Raw genomic sequence first — 26,017 nt, 5'->3', positions numbered from 1 at the left:
TGTGTGGCGTGCCGGGCCCGGGCTGCTGGCTCGACCGGTGTCACGGAAGGGTCCGGTCAAGGCGTCGCGCCCGGCACTTCCCAGGCCATACCCACGCAGGGCCAGCACACAAACCTGACAGGAACCGATGTCTGACGATTCGCGCCCTACGCCCGTCGGAGACCGCACGAAGGCCCGTACGGCCGCCGTGATCCCGGCCGCCGGCCGGGGCGTACGCCTCGGTCCGGGCGCTCCCAAGGCGCTCCGCGCGCTGGGTGGAACCCCCATGCTCATCCACGCGGTGCGCGCCATGGCCGCATCCCGCGCGGTCTCCCTGGTCGTCGTGGTGGCACCGCCCGAGGGCGCCCCCGAGGTCAAGTCGCTCCTCGACGCGCACGCACTGCCCGAGCGGACCGACTTCCTGGTGGTGCCGGGCGGCGAATCCCGCCAGGAGTCCGTGAAGCTCGGCCTCGACGCGCTGCCGCCCGACTACGACATCGTGCTGGTGCACGACGCCGCACGGCCGCTGGTGCCGGTGGACACGGTGGACGCGGTGATCGAGGCGGTACGTGAGGGCGCGCCGGCCGTCGTGCCCGCGCTGCCCCTCGCCGACACCGTCAAGGAGGTCGAGCCGGCGTCGGTGCCGGGTGAGCCGGAGCCCGTGGTGGCCACCCCGGTGCGCGCCCGCCTGCGTGCCGTGCAGACCCCGCAGGGCTTCGACCGGGTCACGCTGATCCGCGCCCACGAAGAGGTCACCGACGACGTCACCGACGACGCCGGCATGGTCGAGAGGCTCGGGAAGACGGTTCTCCTCGTGCCCGGCCACGAGGAGGCCTTCAAGGTCACGCGCCCGCTGGACCTGGTCCTCGCCGAGGCGGTCCTGGCCCGCAGGAGGCTGAACGATGGCTTCTGAGCCGCTTCCGCCGTTGCCCCAGGTCGGCATCGGCACCGACATCCACGCCTTCGAGGAGGGCCGCGAGCTGTGGTGCGCGGGCCTGAAGTGGGACGGCGAGGGGCCGGGGCTGGCCGGTCACTCCGACGCGGACGTCGTCGCGCACGCCGCGTGCAACGCACTGTTCTCCGCCGCGGGGCTCGGTGACCTCGGGCAGCACTTCGGCACCGGGCGCCCCGAATGGTCCGGCGCGTCCGGCAGCACGCTGCTGACGGAGGCCGCCCGGATCGTCCGCGAGGCCGGCTTCCGCATCGGCAACATCGCCGTACAGGTCGTGGGCCCGCGCCCGAAGATCGGCAAGCGCCGCGACGAGGCCCAGAGACTCCTGTCGGAGGCGGCCGGGGCCCCGGTGTCGGTATCGGGGGCGACCACGGACGGCCTGGGCTTTCCGGGCCGCGACGAGGGCCTGATGGCAGTGGCGACCGCATTGGTCGTACGAGCGGGATAAGTGGCCCGACCGGACGGGGGCGCGACAAACAAGGGACTGCTCCACGCACCCCCTTCTGCCCACTACCCTAGGTGTCGTGACTATTCGCCTGTACGACACCAACGCCCGGCAGATCCGTGACTTCGTCCCGCTCGCAGCGGGCTGTGTCTCGATCTACCTCTGTGGTGCCACCGTGCAGGCCGCACCTCACATCGGGCACATCCGCTCGGGCCTCAACTTCGACATCATGCGCCGCTGGTTCGACTACCGCGGCTACGACGTGACCTTCATCAGGAACGTCACGGACATCGATGACAAGATCATCGCGAAGGCGGCCGAGCAGGGCCGCCCGTGGTGGTCGATCGGGTACGAGAACGAGCGCGCGTTCAACGACGGTTACACCGCGCTCGGCTGCCTCCCGCCGACGTACGAGCCGCGGGCCACCGGCCATGTGACCGAGATGGTCGAGATGATGCAGGGCCTCATCGAGCGCGGTCACGCGTACGAGGCGGAGGGGAACGTCTACTTCGACGTGCGCTCCTTCCCCGGCTACCTGGAGCTGTCCCGGCAGGAGCTCGACAACCTCCAGCAACCCGCGAGCGTCGGTGAGACCGGCAAGCGCGACCCGCGTGACTTCGCCATGTGGAAGACCGCCAAGCCCGGCGAGCCGACCTGGGCGACCCCGTGGGGTCGCGGGCGTCCCGGCTGGCACCTGGAGTGCTCGGCGATGGCGCACAAATACCTCGGCACCGCCTTCGACATCCACGGCGGCGGCCTCGACCTGATCTTCCCGCACCACGAGAACGAGATCGCCCAGGCGAAGGCCTACGGCGACGAGTTCGCCCGGTACTGGGTGCACAACGCCTGGGTGACCATGGCCGGCGACAAGATGTCCAAGTCGCTCGGCAACAGCGTCCTGGTCTCCGAGATGGTCAAGCAGTGGCGCCCCATCGTGCTGCGCTACTACCTCGGGACGCCGCACTACCGCTCGATGATCGAGTACAGCGAGGACTCGCTGCGCGAGGCCGAGTCGGCGTTCGCGCGGATCGAGGGCTTCGTGCAGCGGGTGGTGGAGAAGGCCGGCGCCGTCGAGCCGTCCGCCGAGGTGCCGCCCGCTTTCGCCGAGGCGATGGACGACGACCTGGGCGTGCCCCAGGCCCTCGCGATCGTGCACACGACGGTCCGGCAGGGGAACTCGGCCCTCGCCGCCGACGACAAGGAAGCCGCTGTGGCCCGCCTCGCCGAGGTGCGTGCCATGCTCGGCGTCCTCGGGCTCGACCCCCTCGACCCGCACTGGGCCGGCGAGGCCGACCGCGGCGAGGACCTGCACGGCGTCGTCGACAGCCTCGTACGTCTGGTCCTCGATCAGCGCGAGGCCGCCCGCGGCCGCAAGGACTGGGCCACCGCGGACGCCATCCGCGACCAGCTCAACCAGTCGGGCCTCGACATCGAGGACGGCCCGCAGGGCCCGCGTTGGAGCCTCGGCCCGCGCTGAGCCCAGCAGCTGATCAGAAGATCGATTGTGCCGTCCGGGTCTCCGGGCGGCACACTTCATAGACGTACGAACACACGCTTCACTCCTTACAGAGCAGACAGGTAGGTCATGGCAGCCAACAACCGCCGCATGTCCGGCAAGAAGGGCGCGCAGGTCGGCAGTGGCGGCCAGCGGCGCAAGGGCCTGGAAGGCAAGGGCCCCACCCCGCCCGCCGAGATGCGCAAGAAGCACAAGGCGAACCGCATCGCGAACGCCAAGGCGAAGCAGGCCGCACGCCGCCCCGCCCCCCGCGGCCGCGGCGGCAAGTCGTCCTCCGAACTGGTCGTCGGCCGCAACCCGGTCGTCGAGGCACTCCGCGAAGGAGTCCCCGCCTCGACCCTCTACGTCCAGCAGTTCATCGACAACGACGAGCGGGTCCGCGAGGCGCTGCAGCTCGCCGCCGAGCGCGGCGGCATCAACCTCATGGAAGCGCCGCGCCCCGAGCTCGACCGCATGACCAACGGCCTCAACCACCAGGGCCTCGTCCTCCAGGTCCCGCCGTACGAGTACGCCCACCCCGAGGACCTCGCGAGCGCCGCCTACGACGGGGGTGAGGACCCGCTGATCGTCGCCCTGGACGGCGTGACCGACCCGCGCAACCTCGGTGCCGTCGTCCGGTCCGTCTCCGCCTTCGGCGGCCACGGCGTCCTCGTACCGGAGCGGCGCGCGGCCGGCATGACCGCCGGTGCCTGGAAGACGTCCGCCGGCGCTGCCGCCCGCACGCCGGTCGCCCGCGCCACCAACCTGACGCGCGCCCTGGAGGCGTACAAGAAGCAGGGCATCGCGATCGTCGGCCTCGCCGCTGACGGAGAGGCCGAGGTGGGCGAGCTGGCGGCCCTGGCGGGCCCGGTCGTCATCGTCGTCGGCAGTGAGGGCAAGGGCCTGTCCCGACTCGTCGGCGAGACCTGCGACTTCCGGGTCCGGATCCCGATGCCGGGCGGGACGGAGTCGCTGAACGCGGGCGTGGCGGCGGGGGTTGTGCTGTACGAGGCGGCGCGTCGGCGCGGCTGAACGCGCGTCCGCATCTTCACTCGTACGGGGCAATCTGGCCGTCCAGGACAAGCTTGACGCGATCCGGACACATCCGGCGAGTCAAGGCAGTGTCCTAACCGCACGTCACTCGGTTAGATGAGCGTGGACACCAGAACACCCCGCACACCCACGGGGGACGGCCCGTCGGGATTCGATGACGCTCCCGCGCTGAGCATGGTGAAGGTGCCGAGCGATCCAGCGCAGGTCATCGTCAATCATGCGAGCTTCCGCGTGATGCTGGGCGCCTCGACGCGCACCCAGTCGCCGCGGATCGCACGGCATTTGAGCGCCACCCAGGACGGCGCCCGGGTACCCGTCGGCGCAGCCGCGGGCAGAGCGGGGGCGGCCCCTGGCGCCCGGCGCCGGCCCGTCGTCTGGAGCGGCAGGTCCGCCCCCGACGACACGGGCGCGCACCGCCTGCTCCAGGCCGTACGGGGCGGCAGCGTCCGGCACGGCGAGGAATCCTCCGCCGACGCCGGAGCCACCCAGGTCATCCCCCGCGTCGAGGCCGGCGACTACGACAAGGTCTACGACGCGCTGGAGCAGACCGTCGAGACCCCGATCGTCGGCGCCCAGCGCAGCTATCACGACGACTCCGGCGGCACCCGCCTGCTCCCGCACATGCGCACCGCCGGCGGCGCGTACGAGCAGGAACAGGCCTACGGCGCCGAGGAGTTCGAGGACTTCGACGAGTCGGAGGAGGCGGACGGCGACGACACCGGCCGGTCGGCCAAGCGCCACGGCGACGACCCGGCGCGGCACGCGTACTACCCCGGCCGCCGGATGAACCTCGGCGTCGTCCTGCTCCCCCTGCGCATCTTCCTCGGCTTCATCTCCATCTACGCCGGCATGGGCAAGCTGTGCGACCCCGTCTACTTCGACGGCGGCAAGCGCGGCTCCATGGTCAAGTGGCTCAACACCCTGCATCCGTGGGAAGTCGCCGAGCCTCTGCGGCAGTTCGCGCTTCAGCACCCCGTCGGCTCCGGACTCGTCATCGCCTTCGCGCAGGTCGTCGTGGGCGTGCTCACGGTGCTGGGCTGCTGGCAGCGGGTCGCCGCCGTCTTCGGCGCGCTGCTCTCCGCTGCGCTCATCGTCACGGTCAGCTGGAAGACCGTTCCCGCCTACGACGCCCCCGACATCATCTACCTCGCCGCCTGGTCCCCGCTGATCATCGCCGGTGCCCCCGTCTACTCCGTCGACGGCCGCCTCGCGGGCGGCGCCTGGCGGCGCCTCGGTCCCGGCTCCGACATCTGGGAGCTGCGTCGCTACGTTCTGCGCCGCGGCGCTCTCGTCACGGCGGTCGTGACCGGCATCACGCTGCTCGTCGGCTCGCTGCTCGGCGGTGCGGTCCGCGACGCCGACCGCGTGATCGTCCCGGGGCCAGGCGAGGCCCCGCGCAACGAACTGCCGGGCTCCCCGCTCCCGCAGAAGCCGAACAAGCGGCACAGCCAGTCGCCGTCGGCCTCGAACGCACCCACCCAGGGCGCCACCGCCGGTTCCACGCCGTCCGGCGCGGCGACGACGCCGGGCGCCACCGCGACCGGCGGTGCGCCCAGCCAGACTCAGGGCACGGCGGGCCAGACCCCGCCCCAGCAGTCCTCCCCGACCGGCGGTGCCCCCAGCACCAGCGCCGGCCCCACCTCGGGCGGCGCCACAGGCGGCACCGGCTCAACCGGCGGCACCGGCTCCGGAGGCTCATCCTCCGGCGACTCGGGCCTGGTGGGCGGCCTCTTGGGCTAGCCAAACCACTGAACGAAAGGCGCCCCACACCACAAAGGTGCGGGGCCCTTTCGGCGTCCGGCGCTGCTACGCCCCGTCAGGGGCGCGGGGAACTGCGCGACCAGCCCCCACCGACCGGGCAGTCAAATAACCGCCCGCCCCCCGAGCGCTCAGCGGGCCTGTCGGGCTAGCGGAACCCGATACGAAGGCGCCCCACACCACAAAGGTGCGGGGCCTCTTCGGCGTCCGGCGCTGCTACGCCCCGTCAGGGGCGCGGGGAACTGCGCGACCAGCCCCCACCGACCCGGCAGCCAAATATCCGCCCGCAGCCCGAGCCCTCACCGCCCCAGAGCGGCCAGCTCCTTCGCCGCTTCGGTCAGGTCCTTCGCCGTGTCGATGGCACGCCAGTAGGAGCCCTGAGGGAGCGGGAAACCGGCAAGGCGCCGCTCACGGGCAAGATGCGGGAAGGTCGTACGCTCGTGATCGCCGCGCTCGGGGAGCAGGCCGGCGAACTCGGGGGAGAAGACGTACACGCCCGCGTTGATCTCGAACGTCGACGGCGGTGCCTCTATGAAGTCCGTGATGTGCCCGAAGCCGTCCGTCTGCACCGCGCCCCAGGGGATGCGCGGGCGGGCCAGGGCCAGCGTCGCCACCGCGTCGCGCTCCGCGTGGAAGTCCGCCATGTCGCGCAGCGAGAAGCGGGTCCAGATGTCGCCGTTGGTGGCATACCAGGGCCGGTCCGGGTGCGGGAGATGCGCGGCGGCGTACTTCAACCCGCCACCACGCCCGAGCGGTTCCGTCTCCACGACCGTGGTCACCTTCACCGGCAGGTCGGACGACTTCAGCCAGTCCTGCAGGACCTCGGCGAGATGGCCGCAGCTGACCACCACGTCCGTGACGCCCTCGTCGGCCAGCCAGGCAAGCTGATGGCCGATGATCGGAGTCCCCGTACCGGGGATCTCGACCATCGGCTTGGGCCGGTCGTCGGTGTAGGGACGCAGCCGGGAGCCCTGGCCACCGGCCAGGACGACGGCTTGAACGGGGCGGGAAGCGGCGTTCGGATCGGTCATGACCGAACTGTACGGCGCTGCCCGCCCACGGCCGGAGCCGGCAACCGTTCCTTAATCAGCCGTTACCCTCCTCCGAACCATCGGCGATGGAGGAGGGGCCGGTTCAGATGTGCGCGGTCGCGACGCCCGAGGCGAACGATGTGTCGCAGACCGGGCGGGCGTAGGACTGGGCGCGCGTCGGGCCGTATACGCGGACGGCGGCGCGGCCCACGGCGCGGGCGATGGACGCGCAGTGCCTGGCGAGCGACGGGCGTTGGTTCACCGCCTGCTGGAGGTGCGTGAGCACCACGCCCGGGTCGTTCTCCTGGAGCTCGGCCAGGAGCTTGTCGCGCAGCACGTCCTGCGGGGCGCGGTGGAGCGCCTTGGCGTCCGAGGTGATGTCAGAGGCGGTCAGGACCGAGTTCGAGGGGTTCCCCGTCCAGTTCACTCGGGTGACCGCGAGGGTCCCGGAAAGCACCAGGACGACGGGCAGGACAAGGGCGAGCGAGCGGCCGATCCGGCGGGCGGGGCCCCGGCCACGTCGCGTCTGTTGGTTAGTGGAGTGCTTCACCCGAGTGAGAGTAGCGCCCGGTGATGATTTGGCGACATTTAGTCACCGGTTCGGGGGATGAAGAGGTTCCTCGGATGGGGTACGAGGTTGACGTACGCTGCTCGAAATGACCGGTGTGTCGGGGTATTTGTCGACATGAAAAGGGGCCCCGCAGTGGTTTACGGGGCCCTCTTCGTCAACCTGGGTGAATTACCCGGGATGGGCGTTTCGGGAGTTGCCGGTCGGCCAAGTGGCCTCAGTCGGTGAGGCGCTCGCCCGTGGAGGTCGAGAACACGTGGGTCTCGCCCGGACGCGGCACGACGTGCAGCGTGGCGCCCTTCTCCGGCACCCGGCGGCCCTCGACACGGACGACCAGGTCCTTCGTCTCACCGCCGACCTCGGCGGTGCCGTAGACGTAGCCGTCGGCGCCGAGCTCCTCGACGACGTTGACGGAGACCGCGAGACCGGCCGGCTTGTCCTCGGTGTCCTTCGTCAGGGACGCGGCGACACCGCCGCCGTTCTCCTCGACGATGTCGAAGTGCTCGGGGCGGACACCCACGGTGACCGTGCGGTCACCCCTGTCGGAGGCGGCCTTCAGGGCGTCACGGTTGACCGGGACGACGCTGTTGCCGAACTTCACGCCGCCGTCGGTGATCGGCACCTCGACCAGGTTCATGGCCGGGGAGCCGATGAAGCCGGCGACGAAGAGGTTGGCCGGGCGGTCGTACATGTTGCGCGGGGAGTCGACCTGCTGGAGCAGACCGTCCTTGAGCACGGCCACACGGTCGCCCATCGTCATGGCCTCGACCTGGTCGTGGGTGACGTAGACGGTGGTGATGCCGAGACGGCGCTGCAGCGACGCGATCTGCGTACGGGTGGACACGCGGAGCTTGGCGTCCAGGTTGGACAGCGGCTCGTCCATGAGGAAGACCTGCGGCTCACGCACGATGGCGCGACCCATGGCGACACGCTGGCGCTGACCACCGGAGAGCGCCTTCGGCTTGCGGTCCAGGTAGTCGCTCAGGTCGAGGATCTTCGCGGCCTCTTCCACCTTCGTGCGGATCTCCGCCTTGTTGACGCCGGCGATCTTGAGCGCGAAGCCCATGTTGTCGGCGACGGTCATGTGCGGGTACAGCGCGTAGTTCTGGAACACCATGGCGATGTCCCGGTCCTTCGGCGGCAGGTGCGTGACGTCGCGGTCACCGATGCGGATGGCGCCGGCGTTCACGTCCTCGAGCCCCGCGAGCATGCGGAGCGAGGTGGACTTGCCGCAGCCGGACGGACCGACGAGGACGAGGAACTCGCCGTCCCCGACCTCGATCTCCAGACCATCGACGGCGGGCTTCTCGGTGCCCGGGTAGATCCGGGTCGCCTTGTCGAACGAAACAGTGGCCATGGTGAAGGGCCCCCTTCTACCGGCAGGAACGTGCCGGACGATCCGTTGTAGGAAGGTGGTGTAGTCCACGAGAGTGAACTGGCTCAGGACGGTACCGGGCGTTTGCCTGATCTGTCAGTACCTTCGGGCCTGTGAACTTCGCGGAAATTTTCGACGGGGGGCGCCTGGGACCTGGGTACACTGCACGGGCACGCACGTGACGCACGTGCGCAGGCCTCCTTAGCTCAGCTGGCCAGAGCGCCGCTCTTGTAAAGCGAAGGTCGTCGGTTCGAATCCGACAGGGGGCTCGTCGAACAGCAGGCCCCGCCCGCGTTGCCGCCGGCGGGGCCTGCTGTGTTTGTCGGTCACCCCGCAAGACCGTGTGCGGCGAGTTCCGTGGCGCGTTGCTCGCGGGCCACGGTGAGGATGACGTCCCGCAGCCGCTCGACGTAGAGCTGCATGTTCTTGTACGCGATGTCGGTGTCGGGGTAGCGGCAGGTGAACCACAGGCCCTCGTGGAGCCGGTTCAGCCAGACGCAGACCTGGTCGCCGTACGACACCCTGACGAGCCCGTAGGCCGAGAGCTCGTCCCAGCGCTCCGCCCCGGCGATCCCGCGTGCGTCCACGAACGAGACGATCGAGTACAGGTCGGGCGAGGTCGGCCGGAAGTCCGCGCCGAGCAGGCGCAGTACCCGGGCCAGCGGCATGCGTGCCAGCGACCGGTTGGCCTGCAGTTCGGCGCGCACGACCTTCAGTGCGGCGGTGAAGTCGGGCGCCTGGTCGATGGCGACCTCGACGGGTGCGCCGCCGACGTACCAGCCCACGGAGTCGGACCACTTGGACTTCACTCGGGTGTGGAAGGGAACGACGGCCCGGTAGACGGGCTGTCCGCCGATCTCGTGGACGATGAGGCTGGTGGCGGCCAGGACGCCGACGAGGCTGCCGCCGAAGGGGCGGCAGTACGACTCGAACGCGGCGGCGGCGTCCGCGTCGACGAGCATCTCGCGCATCAGCTTCTGCGTGGGCAGCGGGCCACCGGGCTCAAGGCCCAGCTCGACGGGGAAGTTGGGCAGTTTGCCGTTGCACCGCTGGATGAACTCCCGCCAGCGGGCGACGATCGCGTGGGTGCCGTCGATCCGGTCGGCGTCCGCCCGCTCGATCTCGCAGAAGTCGACGTAGCTGCCGACCGGCGGCTCCTCCACGGGGCGGCCCTCGACTGCTGCCGCGTAGAGCTCGTGGATCTCGGCCGGGATGCGTTGGATGGAGTAGGCGTCGACGTTGCTGTGGTCGAAGCCAATGTACACACTGGTGCTGTCGTCCCTGATGACCGCCGCGTAGAGGAAGTTGGGCCAGCTCAGCGCATTCGCGGCGTTGTCGAAGCGGTCCTGGAGGTGCTGGACCAGCGCGTCCGCGTCGGGGAAGTCGCCGGCTTCCTCGCGCTGCAGCGACACCGCCTCGGGGGCGAGGGTGAAGCGGTGCATCTCGTCGCCCGCCCAGCGGAATCCGCTGCGCAGCGTCTCGTGCCGCAGGGTCCAGCCACGCAGTGCGATCTCCAGCGCGTCGAGGTCGACGGCGCCCGGGATGTCGAAGGCGGTACCGAGCCAGGTCGGCACGAACAGACCGTCCTCCCGCACGGATCGGGCGGTCCTGATGTGCCCTTCCTGGACGTACGCCGGCGGGCGCGGGTCGGCCGGAAGGTCCGCGGCGGCCGCGACCGTCGCCGGACTGAGCGCCCACTCGACAAGCCGTCCGGGCCGGACCTCGCAACGCTGGATGTCGGTCATTCGCACGGGCGTCTCCGTTCGCAGTTGGAGCCCGGATCGGGCGGACCCGATCAAGGGAATGCCGCGACCGCGAAAGGAGATACCCGGAACATGATGTGTTCCCACTTTTGAGTGGATTGAGTGATCGGCGGATGTGAGCCAATCGGTCTGCCGGACATCTGATGGCGCCGATTCAGGCTTTTCAGCATACGAACAGGCCGCGCCTGAAAGCGCGGTGAGTCTTCATGCCCTCATGTCCCCGCTTGGACACGGGATTTCCGGGAGTGCGGAATACCGTGTTGTGACTGATAGTGTTTGTGCAGTCACAGTAGGCAATCCGCCTCGACATCCAGGCAATGAAGGACCGAGGGTTCCATGCGCAAGCTTCAACAGGCCATGATCGCAGCGGCAGTGGCGGCCGGCGGGCTGTCCGCCATCGGTGCCGGTGCGGGTACCGCCTACGCCCACGACCACGGCCACGACAGTGTGCCGAAGGTGGCCGAGCACTACCGCCCCTACCAGGAGTGCAGCCCGCAGACGGTCGCCGAGGGCGACCTGCCGATCGGCGTACTGGGTCTCTCCGAGACCTTCGACACCACCTGCGGCCAGTTCAACAACGCCTTCACTGGCTGAAGTCGGCGGCCAGGTCCTGCGCGACGCCTTCCGCGGGCCCCTCGGGGGTCACCCCCCGAAGGGGCCCGTTGGCGTGTGGCGGCGCGGAGCGAGAGGCCGCTCGTCTGACCTGCATGCGCTCACGACGGCTCTGAGATTCGGCGCATCGACCAGGTCAGCCCCTTCACTTTCCGACATTCCCAGGGAACAAAGGAAACGGATCCATGTTCAGTAGGAAGAAGATCGCGGCCGTCTCGGGGCTTCTCTGTGGCCTCGCGGTGACTGGTGTCGGCGTCACCCAGGCCTACGCTGCGGCGGACCCGGGCGCCTGCTCCGTCAGCCTCTCCGGCGACGTCACCTGCGTCCAGCGGGTCACCGGCGAAATGCCCGAAGGTGGAGGCTTCACCATCCGCAAGGCGTCGACCTGTACGCCGGTGAAGCCCATGCAGCTGCCCGTCATCCCCCTTCTGAACAACGGGTCCACGCGGATCGGTCCCGAGGTGACCTGCAACCCCGGCGCGGCCCCGGTGCCCGACCAGGCCGACCAGGCCGACAAGGGCGAAGGCGGACTCGACCTGCCTGGCGGCCTGCTGAGCTGATCATCGAGGGGCGGATTTTCCGACGCCTTCCTCAACTTCCAAGCGGCGGACGGCCGGACCGGGGCGACCTGGACCGGCCGTCCGCTGTTTTGGTGTGCGCGCGTGTGCGACGCGTCGGCGGGCGAATGGGTGACTGCCTTTCGGGGCCCGTGACTTGGCCTGGGGGAAGCGTCGTTTCCAGAGGGAAAACGGTGGCGGACGAAAGGTGCCTCGCCATAGGCCGACACGGCGCATAGAAGGGCGGAATGTCCCAAATGGCTACGCTACGTGTGTATATGCTCACATTAAGTAGTCAAGCAAGGGCGTCATGCCCAGCTAGGGAAGGGTCTAACTATGCGCAAGTTCCAGCGGGTCGCGGTCGTAGTCGCAGCGGTCGCGGGGCTGTCCGCTCTCGGCGCCGGCGTCAGCAGCGCCGGCGGCTACGACGGTGGGGTCACCGCGGTGGCGTCGTCGCAGGCCAACGCCATTGCCACGTCGGGCGCCCCGTACGGCACGCAGGCCGCGCCGCAGGCGGCCCCGTCCTTCGCGCCGACGAACGGTCTCAACTACGCGCCGGAGGCGGGCTACGCGGCCCCGCAGTCGGGCTACGCGGCCCCGCAGTCGGGCTACGCGGCCCCGCAGACGGGCTACGCCGCGCCGCAGGCCGGTTACGGCCAGTACGCCGCCCCGTACGGCACCAAGTAAAAGAAGCGCCGAGGGTCCGGTGCGCAGGTTTCATCGGGCCCCCCAGCGATACCTCTCACAAAGCAATGGCAGCCCGGACGCGCGGCACAACCATCACGGTGCGCGTCCGGGCTGCGCCAATGCCGTCGCCGGATGCGCTTGAAGACGCGTCAGGCGCCGGTTCCGCATTTCACCCCAAGGCTCGGGCGCACGCCGATCGACGGCATCGGCGCCCGGGCCTCCACTGCAAGGGAGCACCACGCATGGTCGGTCGGCAGAAGATCGCAACCGTCACGGGCCTCATCGGAAGTCTCGCCTTGATCTACGTCGGCGGTGCCGCGCAGGCACACGCCGACGGGTCCCCGGGCGATTGCAAGACCACGGCCGTGGGTGAAACCACCTGCGTTCACAAGACCGGGACCGTCCACAAGGGCAAGGACGGCACGTACGTCGTCAAGCAGGCGCAGAACTGCTCGACCATCTACCGGCCGCGCGTGGTGCTGCCCGAGGACAGCATGCTGGACACGGGGTCCACGAACGTCGGTCCGGTCGTGGAATGCTCCAACACGGCGCCGCTGCCCAAGGGTTTCAAGCGGCCTCACATCACTCGCCCTCATATCGAGTTCTGAGGCGCGACCGGGTGCGAACGGCGAATGCCGGATCGGGGATGGATCCCGATCCGGCATTCTGGCGTTCCTGGCACATCAAAGCCTCGGTGCCCCGGCCTGTGGCCGGGGCACCGAGGAAGGTTTGTGACTTACTTGCCGACGCTGTTGTTGCAGCCCATGCTCGAGCCCAGCGAGGTCGACTGCGCGCCCGCGTTGCCTTCGCCGTTCAGCAGGTTGCCGCCCAGGCCGTTGAGGATGCCGACCTGACCGAGGACGTCGACGTTGGCGTCGTGCGACCTGCAGGTGCTGCTCTGCAGGACGCTGAAGGCAGAGGAGCCGCCACGACTGCCACCTTCGCCCGAGCCCGAACCCCAGCCGCCCTGGTCGGCGTGGGCGGCGCCGGCGCTCAGAAGTCCGACGCTGCCGAGTGCAGCGACCAGGACGGCAGCCTTGCGAAGCTTGTGCATGTCATCTCCGGTGGAGTGAAGTGGATGCGATCTGTGTCAGATCGACTTCGTACAGTCACGGAGATTAATAGGAAATATGGGCAAATCGACCACCGACGCGCCGTGTCGTGTGATCTTGTCGTAGAAGCACCCTGAAGCCGTATCGCCTTCGGGCGGACCCTTCGGGAGCTCCCTCGAAGGGCCCGGTGCCGGGTGTGGGTATATGCGCTGGTCCCGCGGTTCTAGTGGGCCTTGGCGAGGGCGTTCGCCTGGCTGTTGGACTGCCCGCAGTTGACGCCCTTGGTCTCGGCGGCGGCGAGCACGGCGACCGGGAGATTCGCGTTCAGCAGGTTCTGCGGGCTGCACTCCTGGTATGGACGGAAGAGGTTGTTCTGCTCCACCGCGCCGGACTGCGCCGCGGCGGGCTGCGGGGTCAGCTGCGGGCTGAGCTTCGGGCTCACCTGCGGGTTGACCTGCGGGCTGACATCGGCACCGCGTTGCGGGAGCGCCTGCTGCGGGGCGGGCGAGCCGTAGGTGTGGGCGGTGGCCTGCGAGCCGGTCCAGGACGCGGCCTGGACTCCCTGCTGTGGAGCGGGCGGCGGAGCGGCGTTGTACGCGGCGGGGGCGTCGGCGAAGCTTGGGACGACGCCGATGGCCGACAGACCGCCGGCCGCTGCTGCTACGAGCGCGACGTGCTGGAACTTGCGCATGAAACCCTCGGCCCTTCATTGACGTGCATGGAACGTACTGAAATGCGGCGATGCATCATTGCTCTGGCCCAGTGGGGAACGACATAAGTGCGGGCCCAGTCACGGGAGTCGGGGCGCGGTCACCCATTTGCCAGCGGGGTGAATCGTCGACCGGCGGGCTGTTTATCCGATCGATGCCAAACGGGTGACGAGCTTTTGTATGCCGTGACCGGGACCGATGAAATGTCGTTGCCAGCTGGGAGAGAACAGCGGACGTGAACCGGTGAGAGGGACGATGGGATCCGCTGTCGCCTCCGGCGTGAAGTCCACAAGACAGCCCAGGATTAACCCTGTTGGTGCGCAGTAGGAACATCACACTGAGCGCACGCACGACTGCACTGAATACAACGGATTTCCCTGTACAGGTATTGAAGGGCCGAGGGTTCCATGCGAAAGCTTCACAAGGCCGCGCTCGTCGTAGCGGCGGCCGGCGGTCTGTCCGCCATCGGTGCCGGCGTCAGCCACGCCGACTCTTACGGCGGGTATCCCGGTGCTGCTCCGGTGCCCGCTCCCTACTACCCGGCACCTCAGGCCGCAGCTCCGGCGCCTGCTCCCCAGTACTACCAGCCCGCCCCGGCGCCCCAGTACCAGGCGCCCCCTCCGCAGTACTACCAGCCGGCCCCGGCTCCTCAGTACTACCCGGCGCCCCAGCAGCAGGCCACGGCCGCGACCACCGCGGCGGGCACCGCGCAGTCCGGTCCGCAGCCGTACGCCCAGCCGATGATGCAGGCCGCTCCGGCGCCCGCGCCGCAGATCGGTCAGGCCTCCGCCTTCGCCTCGTCCGGTGGTGCCGCGCAGGCCGGTGCGCCGTCGTACACCCCGCAGCAGGCCGCTCCGCAGCAGGCCGCTCCTCAGCAGCAGCCGGCGCAGGTCGTGCCGCAGGTCGCCCCGCAGACGGCGCCGCAGGTCACTCCGCAGGTCGCCCCCCAGGTTGCCGTGCCGCAGGTCTTCAACCCGGAGCCCCCGCCGCGTGTCGCCCCGCAGGTCAACCCGCAGGTGAACCCCGAGGTGAACCCGCTCATCAACCCGCTGATCTCGCCGGCCAGTGCGCCGCAGGTGCCCGGGCTCGGCCTGGGACAGGTCGCGGCGCCGCCCGTCGGTCAGCTGGGCCTGCCGCGACTCGGCTGACGGCCCGTCGCCGGTTGGCCTCCGTCCCAACTCGATCTGCTGCAGATCACTTTCGCTCGATCAATGGAGAAGAAATGCGCAAGCTTCAGAAGGCCGCCATCGTGGGCGCCGCCGTCCTCGGCAGCATCGGATCCTTCGGCGCCGGGCCCGCCTTCGCGCACGGCGAGCCGGGGGCTCACGACGGCTTCGAGATCTCGCAGGGCATCGAGTGCCGTTCGCACGACATGAACATCGACGTTCTCGGCAGCGTCGGCGCCCTCAACGGCGTGCTGGGCAACGCGCTGAACGGCGAAGGCAACCCGGGCGCGCAGGACCACCACCTCGGTTCGGACATGGGCTGCAACAGCAAGGCCCTCTGAGCGGCCGCATCACCCTTCTCCGCGAGACCCTCGCCGCCCTCCCACAGGGGTGGCTCAAAGCCCAGGCCAGGAGCAATCCGGCCTGGGCTTTCGGATGGCCGGGCGGGCGCGGGTGTCGAGGCCCCGGGGTGACGGGAAGTCAGTTGCCCTGTCCGGCAAGCTCGGTGAGGGGGCCGTCCGTCAGCCGGTACACCGTCCACTCGTTCTGCGGGCGGGCGCCGAGGGAGTCGTAGAAGGCGATGGTCGGGGTGTTCCAGTTCAGGACGGCCCATTCGAGGCGTTCGTAGCCGCGCTCCACGCAGATGCGGGCCAGTTCGGTGAGGAGGGCCTTGCCGTGGCCGGTGCCTCGGGCGGTGGGGCGGACGTAGAGGTCTTCGAGGTAGATGCCGTGGACGCCGCGCCAGGTGGAGAAGTTCAGGAACCAGAGCGCGAAGCCGACCGGGTCGCCGGTGGTGTCGTCGGCCGCGATGTGGGCGTAGGCGGCGGGGTGCTCGCCGAAGAGGGCCTCGTGGAGCTGGGCCTCGGTGGCCTTCGCCTCGTGCGGGACCTTCTCGTAGTCGGCCAGTTCGCGGATCAGGGCGTGGATGACGGGGATGTCGGCCGGGGTCGCGGTGCGGATCATAGGGGCGAGGCTAGTGCCCCGGCAGGCGACGTTTGTCCGTGAAGGCCGGCGTCCCGTGCGTGCTCTGGGGGTCCCTGGCCGGAGGCTGGGGGAGTGCCGGGTGCGGGCGCTCGGGCTGGACGTACTGGGGCCTGTGCCCGGTGCGGCGAGTGGGGGCGCCGCCTACGCCCTTGAGGCAGTGGGGGAGCGTGCCGGGCGTCGCGATGGGGCGGACGTTGCCCGTCGGGGCACTAGCTCGGGTAATCGCGCAGGCGTCGTGCGATTTCCAGTTGGCGGGGCTCTGCCGGGCGGCCGTCCTCGACGTCCCAGAGGGTGTTCTGCAGGAGGCGGCCCAGGGTCCAGGCACGCGCGCGGGCGCGGTCCAGGCCGAGCACGTCGGTCATGGCGTCGAAGCGCCAGCGGATCTCGGCGGCGTCGAAGTTGTTGTGGAGCGCCGGCCAGAGCTCGAAGCCCGGGTCGCCGGCCAGGGGTTTGGGGTCGATGGCGAGCCAGGGGGCGCGGTCGGACGCGAGGACGTTCTCGTCGTGCAGGTCCCAGTGCAGGAGGCGGTCGCCGGGTTCGTCCACGACCTCCCGTACGGCGGCCGCGCCGTCCGCGACCAGGCGGCGGGTGTCGGGGTCCGGGATGCGCTCCAGCGCCCACGGGGTGCGTTCCAGCATGGCCAGGGCGATGTCGCCGAGGCGGCGCATGTCCTTCGGGGCCGGGGTGGCGGTGAGGTGGGCGAGCAGGCGGGCGATGACCAGGACGGCCTCGCGGGAGCCGGGGAGCGCGGAGAGCATGCGGGTGTGGTCGAGGCGTTCCAGGAGCATGGTGTGGGTCGTCTTGTCGTGGTCGAGGAGACGGACCGCGCCGTCACCGTCCCACAGGCGCAGGGCGACGGGCTCGCCCTCGCTCTCCTCGTCCAGCAGCTGCAGCTTGAGCACGGCCGGGGTCTCGTCCGCGCGGACGACGGGCAGGACGAGGGCGGTGACTCCGTGCATGGGGCGCCCGTCCGGTCGCAGCTCCCAGCGGTGGAGGAACTCCTCCGCCAGGTCCGGCAGCCCCGCGATGAAGGCCCGTCCCGCCTCGCCGTTGTACTCCGCCTGTGCCGCCGCCAGTTCGCTCGGGATGTCGATCACCCGACCGACGATACTGGCGTGCGTGAATCGCTTCATGCGCATTGACCGGGGGCTCGGAGAGAAGGTGTGGGCCTACGTCCGCAGTGCCCCCGGCACGTATGCCTGGCTGGCCATCCTGTTCGTGACCACCGTCGCGCTGCACCACATGTCACCGGAGTTCGAGCAGGAGTTCCTGCGGCAGCGGTCCACCAACATCCACGAGCTGTCGAACGACCCGACGCGGGTGCTGGTGCAGAGTGCGATGTGGATCGACGGCGGTCACTGGTTCCCGTACGTCTTCCTCTACACGGTGTTCCATGCGCAGGCCGAGCGCTGGCTGGGGACGCTGCGCTGGCTCATGGTGTGTGTGGCCGCGCACGTGCTGGCGACACTGATCAGCGAGGGGGCGCTGCTGAAGGCGGTCCGGGACGGGATGGTGCCGCACTCGGCGGTCAACTCCCTCGACATCGGGGTGAGTTACGCGCTCGCCGGAGTGGTGGCGGTGCTGACGTACCGGATCGCGGCGCCCTGGCGGTATCTGTATCTGGCGGGAGTGCTGGCCGTGTACGGGGTTCCGTTCGTGTCCTCGCCGACCTTCACCGACTTCGGGCACCTCCTCTCCGTGCTGATCGGGCTCGCGTGCTATCCGCTGGTCAGAGGGCGTGGAAAAGCATGGAATCCGAAGGAGACAGTGGCCGCGCTGAGGGGATAGCTTTCCGGCCCTGAGCAGCTCGGCGAGCAGTGTCGTGAACGGCGGGATCTCCTTCTGGTACGCGTACGACGGCCTCCCCGCGGTGCGGGAGCCCGCTCGGCGGTGACGCGTCCGCGGACGTCGTGATCGTCGGGGGCGGGTACACCGGGTTGTGGACCGCGTACTACCTGAAGAAGGCGGCCCCCTTCCTCCGCGTCACCGTCCTGGAGCAGAAGTTCTGCAGATACGGGGCCTCGGGGCGCAACGGCGACCGGCGGGATCGGGGCGGCCGCAGCGCGGAGTCGTCGCGGCTGGCGCGGATCGCCGACCGGGTGGGATCGGCGGTGAGCAAGGCGAGCAGTGCGGTCGCCGGGTGAGTGGTTGCCGGGCGACCGGGTGACCGCGTGAGTTGAGGGGAGGGGTCCGCGGTCCGTGGGGCCCCTCCCCGGTCCGGTGCCACCGGCTCGGGTCCTACGCCACCGGCTCCGGTACGGGCGCTTGCGCCGGAGCGCCGTGCCGGGGGGCCTTCGTCGTCACCATCAGGCCGGCGACCAGGCCGGCCAGGAGCATGATGCCGGCGGCCCACCAGATGGCGACCGTGTAGCCGTGGACGACGCCTTCCTTGGCGATCAGGGCCTGCTGCGCGGGCTGGTGGAGATGGGCGGCGATGTAGGTCGCGCTGCTGGTGGTGGCGATGGTGTTCAGCAGGGCCGTACCGATCGAACCGCCCACCTGCTGCGCGGTGTTGACGGTCGCCGAGGTCACACCCGAGTCCTGCGGCGCGACGCCCGCCGTCGCGGTGGCGAAGACCGGCATGAAGGTCAGCCCCATGCCGAGACCCATCAGGAGCAGGGCGGGCAGGATCTCGGTGGCGTAGGACGAGTCGACCGTCATCTGCGTGAGGATCACCATGCCGCCCGACGCGAGGATCATGCCGGGGACCATCAGCAGGCGCGGCGGGACGTGGCTCATCAGCCGGGCGGATATCTGGGTGGAGCCGATGATGATCGCTGCGGTGAGGGGCAGGAAGGCCAGGCCGGTCTTCAGGGGCGAGTAGCCGAGGATGACCTGCAGGTAGTAGGTCATGAACAGGAACAGCCCGAACATGCCGATGACGGCGAGGCCCATGGTCAGGAAGCAGCCGGCGCGGTTGCGGTCCTTGACGATGTGGAGGGGGAGCAGGGGCGTCCGTGCCCGCGACTGCCACCACACGAAGGCCACCAGGAGTGCGACGCCTGCCGCCAGCAACCCCAGCACCAGCGGGTCGGTCCAGCCGCGCGGCTCGGCCTCGCTGAAGCCGTACACGATCGCGACCAGGCCGCCGCAGCCCAGCAGCGCACCCGGTACGTCGAGGCGGGCGCCCGCGTGGCCGGGGCGGTCGTGCAGCAGGGCGAAGGCGCCGAAGACGGCGACGATCGCTATGGGGACGTTGACGTAGAGGCACCAGCGCCAGTTCAGGTACTCGGTGAGCAGACCGCCGACGATGAAACCGATCGCCGAGCCGCTGCCCGCGAGGGCGCCGTAGATGCCGAACGCCTTTCCGCGCTCCTTCGGGTCGGTGAAGGTCGTGGTGAGCAGCGACAGCGCCGACGGGGCCAGGAGGGCGGCGAAGGCGCCCTGCAGCGCGCGGGCGCCGAAGAGCATGGCGGAGCCGGTGGCGGCGCCGCCGAGCGCGGAGGCGGCGGCGAAGCCGATCAGCCCGATGATGAACGTCCGCTTGCGGCCCACCAGGTCGGCGATGCGGCCGCCGAGCAGGAGGAGGCCGCCGAAGGCCAGCGTGTAGGCGGTGATCACCCATTGCCGGTTGCCGTCGGACATCCCGAGGTCGCGCTGTGCGGAGGGGAGCGCGATGTTCACGATGGTCGCGTCGAGCACGACCATGAGCTGCGCGAGCGCGATGATCACCAGGCCCCACCAGCGGCGGGGATCGGCGTCCAGGGGTTCACCTGTCGGGGTGACGCGCACCCGGCCAGAAGACCACGGATCGGGGAGTGTCGCATCCTCGGGAGCATCCGTGGGCGCGGACGCGGGCGCGGACGCGGATGCTCCCGAGGATGCCTTGCGGCTGGTCAGGTGCCTCGTCATGCGGCTGGTCATGTGACGTGGCGTGCGACTCGTCATGTGCCTGGTCATGGCTCCAGTACCACCTTTCCGGTCGTTCCGCGGCTTTCCAGTGCCCGGTGTGCGGCCGCCGCCTCGGCGAGTGGGAAGCGCTGCACCGCGGGGGTCAGCCGACCCGCGGCGGCCTCGGCGAGGGCGCGCAGTTCGAGGGTGTGCAGGGGGCTGGGGCCGCCGGCCTTCTGCATCATCACGGGCCCCAGGACGCGCTCGGATACGCCGTCGACGAGGTAGGGCCCGCCGCCGCGGATGCCCTCGGCCGACCAGCCGAAGACGAGGTGCCTGCCGCCAGGCCCGAGCAGGGCGACGGTCTCTCGGGCGACCTCGCCGCCCACGCCGTCGAAGACCAGCGTGGCGGCGCGTCCGCCCAGACAGGCGCGGACCTTGTCCGGCCAGCCCGGGGCGCTGTAGTCGACGGCGACGTCGGCGCCGCCCGCCTGCACCCGCGCGACCTTTTCCGGGCCGCCGGCAAGACCGACGACGACGGCGCCGGCGTTCTTCGCGTACTGCACGATCAGGGTGCCGATGCCACCCGCGGCCGCCGGGATCACGACCACGTCGTCCGGGCCCGGCTGGGCGAACTGCAGGATCCCCATCGCCGTACGCCCGGTCCCGATCATGGCGACGGCCCCGGCCCCATCCAGGTTCTCCGGTATCTCGTGCACCCGGTCGACATCGGTGACGGCGAGTTCCGCATAGCCGCCCGGCGCGAAGCCGAGGTGGGCGACGACGCTCTTGCCGAGCCACAGCGCGGCGACGCCCTCGCCCAGGGACTCCACGACACCGGCGACCTCACGGCCCGGGACGGTGGGCAGGCGGGTCGGCTCGGGCAGCGGGCCCTGCTCGCCCTCGCGCAGAGCGGTGTCGAGCAGGTGAACTCCGGCCGCTTCCACGGCGATACGGACCTGGCCGGGGCCGGGCGTGGGGTCGGCCACCTCCTCGTAGCGGAGGTTCTCGGCCGGACCGAAGGCGTGCAGACGGATGGCGTGCATCGTGATCCCCCAGCTGTTGGTTGCGGGGCCCACACCTTCGTGCCCCTTCGTGCGGAGTACATCTCTGCGTGCGGAGCCCACCTCTGTAGGGGAGCCACTCTTCAACCTCAAGCTTGCTTGAGGTCAAGGGTCCGGCGGCCGAGCGCCAGGGACACCGCGGCGAGGGCGCTGTTGAAGGAGACCTCCGAGAGGACCCCGGGGGCCGCGACCTGGTCGCCGGCGAGGAAGACGCCGTCGCCGCGGTCGATGGCCGGGCGGTCGCGCCAGCTGGTGCCGGGCAGGTCGACGGCGCCGGTACGGCCGTTCGTGACGGCCTCGCGCCGCCAGGTGACGCGTCCGCGCCAGCCCTCGAAGGCGAGGTCCAGGAGCTCCTCGGCGCGCGCGATGCCGTCGGCCTTCGACTCGTGCGGGGCGATCGGGATCTGGCCCTGGATGAGCTGCTCGCCGGCCGGGGCGAGGGTGCGGTCCTGCGCGGTGAACCGCTCCAGCCAGCCGGGGGAGTCGAGGTCGGACACGGCGAAGGCGTCGCCGCGGCGGGTCCGTACCGCGAGATCGACGAGAGCCGTGCGGCCGCCGGTCCAGGTCAGGGTGTCGTCGCGCAGGAGCCGCCGGGCGGCGTCGAGGGAGGTGGCGACGATGACGGGGCCGCCGGTCGCCGGAAGGGCGTCGAGGGTGTCGACGCGGGACAGGGTCTCCATCCGTACCCCGAGATTCCACGCCCGGGCGGCCATGCGGTCGATGACGTTCGCCCAGCCGCCGCGCGGGTAGTGCGCCTCGGGCGGAAGCTTGGTGGCGCGGCGCAGCCGCTCCTGCACGAACGCGGCGGACAGGGCGCCGGGGTCGTGGTGGAAGAGGGCGACGGCCGAGTAGTGGGCGGCGGCCCGGGCGGCCTCCTCACCCGCGACGCCGGTGGCCCAGCTCATGAAGTCGGTGTCGACGGGCGCCTGTTGGAGCCCGTGGCGCAGCAGCTTCAGCATCGCGAAGGGCGGGGTGCGGCGCAGCACGCCGTGGTGGCGCAGCCGCAGCCGGGCCGCCTCCAGGGGCGGGATCGGGGCGAGCGGCCCGATCAGGTCGCGCTGCTTCAGCCAGGTCCAGTGCGGGCCGCCGCTGTAGAGGGCGTGCGGTCCGTCGTTCGTCCGGTACGGGCCCTCGGCGGTCCGTGCTCGCCCGCCGAGGGTGTGATGGGCTTCGAACACGGTCACTCTGGCGCCCGCCTCGGCAGCGGTGACGGCCGCGGTCAGTCCGGCGAAACCGCCGCCGATGACGGTGATGCGGTGCATGGGTGGGATCTCCCTCGGGTTGGAGTCGCCTTCGCGTTCATGCGCTGTGTTCAGTTCATGCGCTGTGTTCATACGACGTCGCTGGGGCCCCGGAATGTGACATGGGTCTGCGTTTTGGCTGGTCAGGGGGATTGTCAGAGGTGGGGTGCACGATGGGGGTGTGGCGAGCAGAGCGGTGGGTGGCGTTGGTGCGGCGAGCGGTTCGAGCGGGAGGGGCGGTTCCGATCGTGTGGGTGGTTCCAGGCGTACGGCGGTGAAGGGGGCCCGGCGTCCGGAGGTGCGGTTGCCTGCGCTGGAGCCGTTCGGGGGCGGGGAGTTGGAGCCGGACGGGGACTACGACGGGCTGGAGTTCCGGGACGCGGATTTCGCCGGGCAGGACGGTGGCGGCGCCCGGTTCATGGACTGCGCGCTGACGGGGTGCGCGCTGGACGAGGCGCGGCTGCACCGTGCCCGGATCCTCGACTCGGTACTGACGGGGGCCCGAGGGGTCGGTACGGATCTCGCCGAGTGCACCCTGCGCGATGTCGAGCTGGTCGACGCCCGTCTCGGCGGCGTGCAGCTGCACGGTGCCGTCCTGGAGCGCGTGGTGTTCCGCGGCGGCAAGATCGACTATCTGAACCTGCGCGCGGCCCGGCTCAAGGACGTCGTCTTCGAGAACATCGTGCTGGTCGAGCCGGACTTCTCAGGCGCTGTCCTGGAGCGCGTGGAGTTCGTGGGCTGCGTCCTGAAGGAGGCGGACCTCACGGGCGTGGTCCTGAAGGACGTGGACCTGAGAGGGGCGGCGGAGCTGGGCATCGCGAGAGGCGCGGAGCGGCTGGCGGGGGCGGTGATCAGTGCGGCCCAACTGATGGACCTGGCGCCGGTGTTGGCGGTGGAGATGGGGATCCGGGTGGAGTGATCCGGGGGCGAGCCGGGCCTCTGGGGGCCTGTCTCCGGCCCGTCCGGCGTTCGAGGACGGGGCCGTTCAGGCCGACAGGGGCCCGGGGGCGCAGCCCTCAGCAGACGGCCACTGAAGCTCACGGGACTGGAAGCTGACGGGACTGAAGCTGACGGGCCTGGAACTCACGGGACCGGAAGCTCACGGCACCCGCGGAAAGCGGGCCTGGAGGGTCCAGATCGCCGGGTTCTCCCCGAGGTCGTCGTGCAGATCGACCAGGTCGGCGAGCAGGTCGTGCAGAAAGTCCCGCGCCTCGCGGCGCAGATCGGCGTGGGAGAAGCTGAGCGGCGGCTCCTCGGCCGGCATCCAGTCCGCCTCGACGTCCACCCAGCCGAAGCGGCGCTCGAAGAGCATCCGGTCGGTCGACTCGGTGAAGTCCAGCTCCGCGTGCTGGGGGCGAGCGGCCCGCGACCCCGCCGGATCCCGGTCCAGCCGTTCCACGATGTCGCACAGCGCCCAGGCGAAGTCGAGCACCGGCACCCATCCCCAGGCTGTGGACAGTTCCCGGTCGGCCTTGGTGTCGGCGAGATAGACGTCACCGCAGAACAGGTCGTGGCGCAGGGCGTGGACGTCCGCGCGGCGGTAGTCCGTCTGCGGCGGGTCCGGGAAGCGGTTGGAGAGGGCGTAGCCGATGTCGAGCACGTACGAGATGGTGTCACGCCACCTTAGGATCACTGGCGTGTCCCGATCAGCACCGGTTGTCCCGGCCGTCATACTCGCCCTCGCCCTGACCGCGTGCGACGGGGGCGTGCACGGCACCCCGGGGGGCTCCGGGGTGCACGATCCGTACTTTCCGAAGGCGGGCAACGGCGGATACGACGTCAGCCACTACGACCTGAAGCTCGCCTACGATCCCGCCCACGGACACCGCCTCACCGGTACCGCCACCATCACCGCCCGCGCCACCCGGGATCTCTCCGCGTTCGACCTCGACTTCAAGGGGCTGGACGTCGACGAGGTCACCGTCGAGGGCAGGCGTGCCCGCTGGAACCGCGCCGGCCAGGAGCTCACCGTCCGCCCGCGCCGCGATCTGGACGACAACGAGACCTTCAGCGTCACCGTCCGCTACTCCGGCACCCCGCAGACGATCACCGACCCCGACGGCTCCCACGAGGGCTGGCTGCGCACCGACGACGGCGCGCTGGCGCTCGGCGAACCCACCGGCTCCATGGCGTGGTTCCCCGGCAACGACCACCCCTCCGACAAGGCGTCGTACGACATCGCCGTCACCGTGCCGAAGGGCCTGCAGGCCGTCTCCAACGGGGAGTTGACGGGAGAGACGAGCGACGGGAACCGTACGACGTTCACCTGGCACTCCGCCGAGCCCATGGCGAGTTACGTCGCCACCGTCGCCATCGGCCACTACGACATCAGCCGGTCCACCATCGGCAAGGACCACCTGCCCGTGTACGTGGCCGTCGACCCGGCCCAGGCGAAGGCGAGCCGGAAGGTGCTCGCGAAGATCCCCGAGATCATCGCGTGGGAGGAGTACAACTTCGGGCCGTACCCCTTCTCCTCCACCGGCGCGATCGTCGACCGCGGACAGGACGCCGAGTACGCCCTGGAGACCCAGAACAGGCCCGTCTTCCCCGGCGCCCCCGACACCGGGACCCTCGTCCACGAACTCTCGCACCAGTGGTACGGCGACTCCGTCACGCCGAAGACCTGGCGGGACATGTGGCTCAACGAGGGCTTCGCGACCTACGCGGAGTGGCTGTGGGAGGAGGACCACGGCGGCGACACCGCCCAGCAGAGGTTCGACAAGCTGTACGACCACGGCGAGGACGACCACGAGGACCTGTGGGCCTTCCCGCCGGCGAAACCGAGCAGCGCCGCGCACATCTCCGACGATCCCGTCTACCAGCGCGGCGCGATGGTCCTCCACAGGATCCGGCAGACCGTCGGCGACGACACCTTCTACGACATCATCCAGGGCTGGGCCGCCACCTACCGCCACCGGAACGCCGACACCGACGACTTCACGGCGTACGTCGAGAAGAAGGCGCCGGGCAAGGACTTCGACGAGATCTGGAAGGACTGGCTGTACGGGGACGGCAAGCCGAAGCACCGGTGACACGGGCGCCGACGGATCACACCCGGCGGCCGGGGTCGTCCACTCCCCGTGGGTCACTGCACCGTCGCGGGGAGGCTCACCCGGCCGGGGTGGGCAACTCCTTGCGCAACACCGCGCACGGACGCCCCAGTCGGAGGTCCGTACGGCGGCCGATCACCCGGTACCCGAGCGCCGCCCAGAAGGCGAGCCCCTTCGGATTGTTGTCGAGTACGGCGAGACCTACGGCGTCCCGGCCGGCCAGGCGGAACCTGTCCTCGACCAGGGTGGCCAGCCGGCGCCCGTGACCTCGCCCGTGCTCGCCCGCGTCCACCATCAGCAGCCCGATCCACGGGTCCGGGTCGGCCGGATCGGGGTGGTCGGCGAGCGTGATCGCGATCCCCACCAGCCGGCCGGCGGCGCGCGCGAGCAGCACCTCGACGCCCGGATGCGCCAACTCGTCGGCCAGCGCGACCGCCACCTGCTCCGGGCGGATGTCGTCCGGGTCCGGGAAGTCACCGCTGAGGGCCTGGAACTCGCGGTTGGAGGCGTAGAGCGCGGTGAGTTCGGTGAGGAGCGGGGCCGGGATGTCGTGGTCGGGGGTGAGGGGGAGGGCGGTGAGGATCACGTCGGGCAACCTATCGCCCGGACGCACCTGTCCCCTGGGAACGCCGGAGCCCCCGGCC

Annotated in this window: 27 protein-coding genes, 1 tRNA gene and 1 pseudogene; 16 read left to right on the top strand and 13 right to left on the bottom strand. The window is 70.4% G+C overall.

Annotation, left to right across the window (positions count from 1 at the left end):
• Window positions 1–127 precede the first annotated feature (127 nt).
• The 5 genes from ispD (at window position 128) to ACYUED_RS19670 (ending at window position 5,664) form a co-directional block, all read left to right on the top strand.
• Window positions 128–892, top strand: a complete 765-nt coding sequence (gene ispD / locus ACYUED_RS19690; RefSeq protein ID WP_491293586.1) for a 2-C-methyl-D-erythritol 4-phosphate cytidylyltransferase — start codon at window positions 128–130, stop codon at window positions 890–892.
• On the top strand, window positions 882–1,379 hold the full coding sequence (gene ispF / locus ACYUED_RS19685) for a 2-C-methyl-D-erythritol 2,4-cyclodiphosphate synthase (RefSeq protein ID WP_491293585.1): 498 nt from the start codon (window positions 882–884) through the stop codon (window positions 1,377–1,379). The genes ispD and ispF overlap by 11 nt, the downstream gene beginning before the upstream one ends.
• A gap of 76 nt (window positions 1,380–1,455) precedes the next feature.
• The gene (gene cysS / locus ACYUED_RS19680; RefSeq protein WP_491293584.1) at window positions 1,456–2,853 is read left to right on the top strand and encodes a cysteine--tRNA ligase; all 1,398 of its coding nucleotides are present in this window, start codon (window positions 1,456–1,458) and stop codon (window positions 2,851–2,853) included.
• Window positions 2,854–2,961: 108 nt separating this feature from the next.
• Window positions 2,962–3,903, top strand: coding sequence for a 23S rRNA (guanosine(2251)-2'-O)-methyltransferase RlmB (rlmB, locus tag ACYUED_RS19675; protein WP_491293583.1), 942 nt, complete (start codon window positions 2,962–2,964; stop codon window positions 3,901–3,903).
• Between the two features lie 117 nt (window positions 3,904–4,020).
• A complete protein-coding gene (locus tag ACYUED_RS19670) occupies window positions 4,021–5,664 on the top strand; it encodes a DoxX family membrane protein (protein WP_491293582.1) in 1,644 nt (547 codons plus the stop codon).
• 317 nt (window positions 5,665–5,981) lie between these two features.
• Here the strand turns inward: ACYUED_RS19670 and ACYUED_RS19665 are convergent, their stop codons facing one another.
• From ACYUED_RS19665 to ACYUED_RS19655, 3 genes are all read right to left on the bottom strand, one after another.
• A complete protein-coding gene (locus ACYUED_RS19665) occupies window positions 5,982–6,713 on the bottom strand; it encodes a nucleotidyltransferase family protein (RefSeq protein WP_491293581.1) in 732 nt (243 codons plus the stop codon).
• A 103-nt stretch (window positions 6,714–6,816) separates the two neighbouring features.
• Window positions 6,817–7,263 carry a hypothetical protein gene (locus ACYUED_RS19660; RefSeq protein ID WP_491293580.1) on the bottom strand — a complete coding sequence of 149 codons (447 nt, stop codon included), beginning with the start codon at window positions 7,261–7,263 and terminating at the stop codon, window positions 6,817–6,819.
• A 235-nt stretch (window positions 7,264–7,498) separates the two neighbouring features.
• On the bottom strand, window positions 7,499–8,638 hold the full coding sequence (locus ACYUED_RS19655; protein WP_491293579.1) for an ABC transporter ATP-binding protein: 1,140 nt from the start codon (window positions 8,636–8,638) through the stop codon (window positions 7,499–7,501).
• 213 nt (window positions 8,639–8,851) lie between these two features.
• On the opposite strand from ACYUED_RS19655, the gene ACYUED_RS19650 reads away from it, so the two are divergent.
• Window positions 8,852–8,925: transfer RNA gene (locus tag ACYUED_RS19650), tRNA-Thr, on the top strand.
• 57 nt (window positions 8,926–8,982) lie between these two features.
• Here the strand turns inward: ACYUED_RS19650 and ACYUED_RS19645 are convergent.
• Window positions 8,983–10,407, bottom strand: a complete 1,425-nt coding sequence (locus tag ACYUED_RS19645) for a condensation domain-containing protein (RefSeq protein WP_491293578.1) — start codon at window positions 10,405–10,407, stop codon at window positions 8,983–8,985.
• A 348-nt stretch (window positions 10,408–10,755) separates the two neighbouring features.
• Between ACYUED_RS19645 and ACYUED_RS19640 the strand changes: the two genes are divergently transcribed.
• The 4 genes from ACYUED_RS19640 to ACYUED_RS19625 all read left to right on the top strand — a co-directional run bounded on the left by ACYUED_RS19640 (window position 10,756) and on the right by ACYUED_RS19625 (window position 12,883).
• Window positions 10,756–11,013 (top strand): hypothetical protein, encoded by a 258-nt coding sequence (locus ACYUED_RS19640; RefSeq protein WP_266516811.1) that lies wholly within the window; start codon window positions 10,756–10,758, stop codon window positions 11,011–11,013.
• Between the two features lie 203 nt (window positions 11,014–11,216).
• Window positions 11,217–11,591: a hypothetical protein gene (locus ACYUED_RS19635; protein WP_491293577.1), complete on the top strand. Its 375-nt coding sequence runs from the start codon at window positions 11,217–11,219 to the stop codon at window positions 11,589–11,591.
• A gap of 333 nt (window positions 11,592–11,924) precedes the next feature.
• A complete protein-coding gene (locus tag ACYUED_RS19630) occupies window positions 11,925–12,275 on the top strand; it encodes a hypothetical protein (RefSeq protein ID WP_491293576.1) in 351 nt (116 codons plus the stop codon).
• Window positions 12,276–12,517: 242 nt separating this feature from the next.
• A complete protein-coding gene (locus ACYUED_RS19625) occupies window positions 12,518–12,883 on the top strand; it encodes a hypothetical protein (RefSeq protein WP_491293575.1) in 366 nt (121 codons plus the stop codon).
• 128 nt (window positions 12,884–13,011) lie between these two features.
• Here the strand turns inward: ACYUED_RS19625 and ACYUED_RS19620 are convergent, their stop codons facing one another.
• Both ACYUED_RS19620 and ACYUED_RS19615 read right to left on the bottom strand, forming a co-directional pair.
• Window positions 13,012–13,329: a hypothetical protein gene (locus ACYUED_RS19620; RefSeq protein ID WP_266682025.1), complete on the bottom strand. Its 318-nt coding sequence runs from the start codon at window positions 13,327–13,329 to the stop codon at window positions 13,012–13,014.
• Between the two features lie 221 nt (window positions 13,330–13,550).
• Window positions 13,551–14,018: a hypothetical protein gene (locus ACYUED_RS19615; protein WP_491293574.1), complete on the bottom strand. Its 468-nt coding sequence runs from the start codon at window positions 14,016–14,018 to the stop codon at window positions 13,551–13,553.
• 426 nt (window positions 14,019–14,444) lie between these two features.
• On the opposite strand from ACYUED_RS19615, the gene ACYUED_RS19610 reads away from it, so the two are divergent.
• Window positions 14,445–15,185, top strand: a complete 741-nt coding sequence (locus ACYUED_RS19610; RefSeq protein WP_491293573.1) for a hypothetical protein — start codon at window positions 14,445–14,447, stop codon at window positions 15,183–15,185.
• Between the two features lie 74 nt (window positions 15,186–15,259).
• A complete protein-coding gene (locus tag ACYUED_RS19605) occupies window positions 15,260–15,544 on the top strand; it encodes a hypothetical protein (RefSeq protein WP_491293572.1) in 285 nt (94 codons plus the stop codon).
• 139 nt (window positions 15,545–15,683) lie between these two features.
• Here ACYUED_RS19605 and ACYUED_RS19600 read toward each other — a convergent pair whose 3' ends face one another.
• Entirely contained in the window at window positions 15,684–16,166 is a 483-nt protein-coding gene (locus tag ACYUED_RS19600) for a GNAT family N-acetyltransferase (protein ID WP_491293571.1), read from the bottom strand.
• Between the two features lie 230 nt (window positions 16,167–16,396).
• Window positions 16,397–17,320 carry an aminoglycoside phosphotransferase family protein gene (locus tag ACYUED_RS19595; protein ID WP_491293570.1) on the bottom strand — a complete coding sequence of 308 codons (924 nt, stop codon included), beginning with the start codon at window positions 17,318–17,320 and terminating at the stop codon, window positions 16,397–16,399.
• On the opposite strand from ACYUED_RS19595, the gene ACYUED_RS19590 reads away from it, so the two are divergent.
• On the top strand, window positions 17,319–17,975 hold the full coding sequence (locus ACYUED_RS19590) for a rhomboid-like protein (protein WP_491293569.1): 657 nt from the start codon (window positions 17,319–17,321) through the stop codon (window positions 17,973–17,975). The genes ACYUED_RS19595 and ACYUED_RS19590 overlap by 2 nt on opposite strands.
• Window positions 17,976–17,985: 10 nt before the next feature.
• A pseudogene (locus ACYUED_RS19585) lies at window positions 17,986–18,223 on the top strand (FAD-dependent oxidoreductase); the annotation flags it as partial.
• 202 nt (window positions 18,224–18,425) lie between these two features.
• Here the strand turns inward: ACYUED_RS19585 and ACYUED_RS19580 are convergent.
• The 3 genes from ACYUED_RS19580 to ACYUED_RS19570 form a co-directional block, all read right to left on the bottom strand.
• Window positions 18,426–19,859 (bottom strand): MFS transporter, encoded by a 1,434-nt coding sequence (locus ACYUED_RS19580; RefSeq protein ID WP_491294335.1) that lies wholly within the window; start codon window positions 19,857–19,859, stop codon window positions 18,426–18,428.
• Window positions 19,860–20,083: 224 nt separating this feature from the next.
• Window positions 20,084–21,064 (bottom strand): zinc-binding dehydrogenase, encoded by a 981-nt coding sequence (locus ACYUED_RS19575; protein WP_491294333.1) that lies wholly within the window; start codon window positions 21,062–21,064, stop codon window positions 20,084–20,086.
• 107 nt (window positions 21,065–21,171) lie between these two features.
• On the bottom strand, window positions 21,172–22,344 hold the full coding sequence (locus ACYUED_RS19570; RefSeq protein WP_491293568.1) for an FAD-dependent oxidoreductase: 1,173 nt from the start codon (window positions 22,342–22,344) through the stop codon (window positions 21,172–21,174).
• Window positions 22,345–22,597: 253 nt separating this feature from the next.
• Here ACYUED_RS19570 and ACYUED_RS19565 point away from each other — a divergent pair, with 253 nt between their 5' ends.
• Entirely contained in the window at window positions 22,598–23,242 is a 645-nt protein-coding gene (locus tag ACYUED_RS19565) for a pentapeptide repeat-containing protein (RefSeq protein WP_491294331.1), read from the top strand.
• Window positions 23,243–23,422: 180 nt separating this feature from the next.
• Here the strand turns inward: ACYUED_RS19565 and ACYUED_RS19560 are convergent, their stop codons facing one another.
• Complete coding sequence (locus ACYUED_RS19560) at window positions 23,423–23,923, bottom strand: hypothetical protein (RefSeq protein ID WP_266516771.1); 501 nt, start codon at window positions 23,921–23,923, stop codon at window positions 23,423–23,425.
• A gap of 7 nt (window positions 23,924–23,930) precedes the next feature.
• Between ACYUED_RS19560 and ACYUED_RS19555 the strand changes: the two genes are divergently transcribed.
• Complete coding sequence (locus ACYUED_RS19555; protein ID WP_491294330.1) at window positions 23,931–25,355, top strand: M1 family metallopeptidase; 1,425 nt, start codon at window positions 23,931–23,933, stop codon at window positions 25,353–25,355.
• A gap of 76 nt (window positions 25,356–25,431) precedes the next feature.
• Here the strand turns inward: ACYUED_RS19555 and ACYUED_RS19550 are convergent, their stop codons facing one another.
• Window positions 25,432–25,959, bottom strand: coding sequence for a GNAT family N-acetyltransferase (locus ACYUED_RS19550; protein ID WP_491293567.1), 528 nt, complete (start codon window positions 25,957–25,959; stop codon window positions 25,432–25,434).
• Window positions 25,960–26,017: the final 58 nt, after the last annotated feature.

It is taken from the genome of Streptomyces sp. DF42, assembly GCF_058267695.1.
The sequence above is the reverse complement of the archived record's forward strand: the minus strand, read 5'-3'. Positions and strand labels throughout refer to the sequence as shown.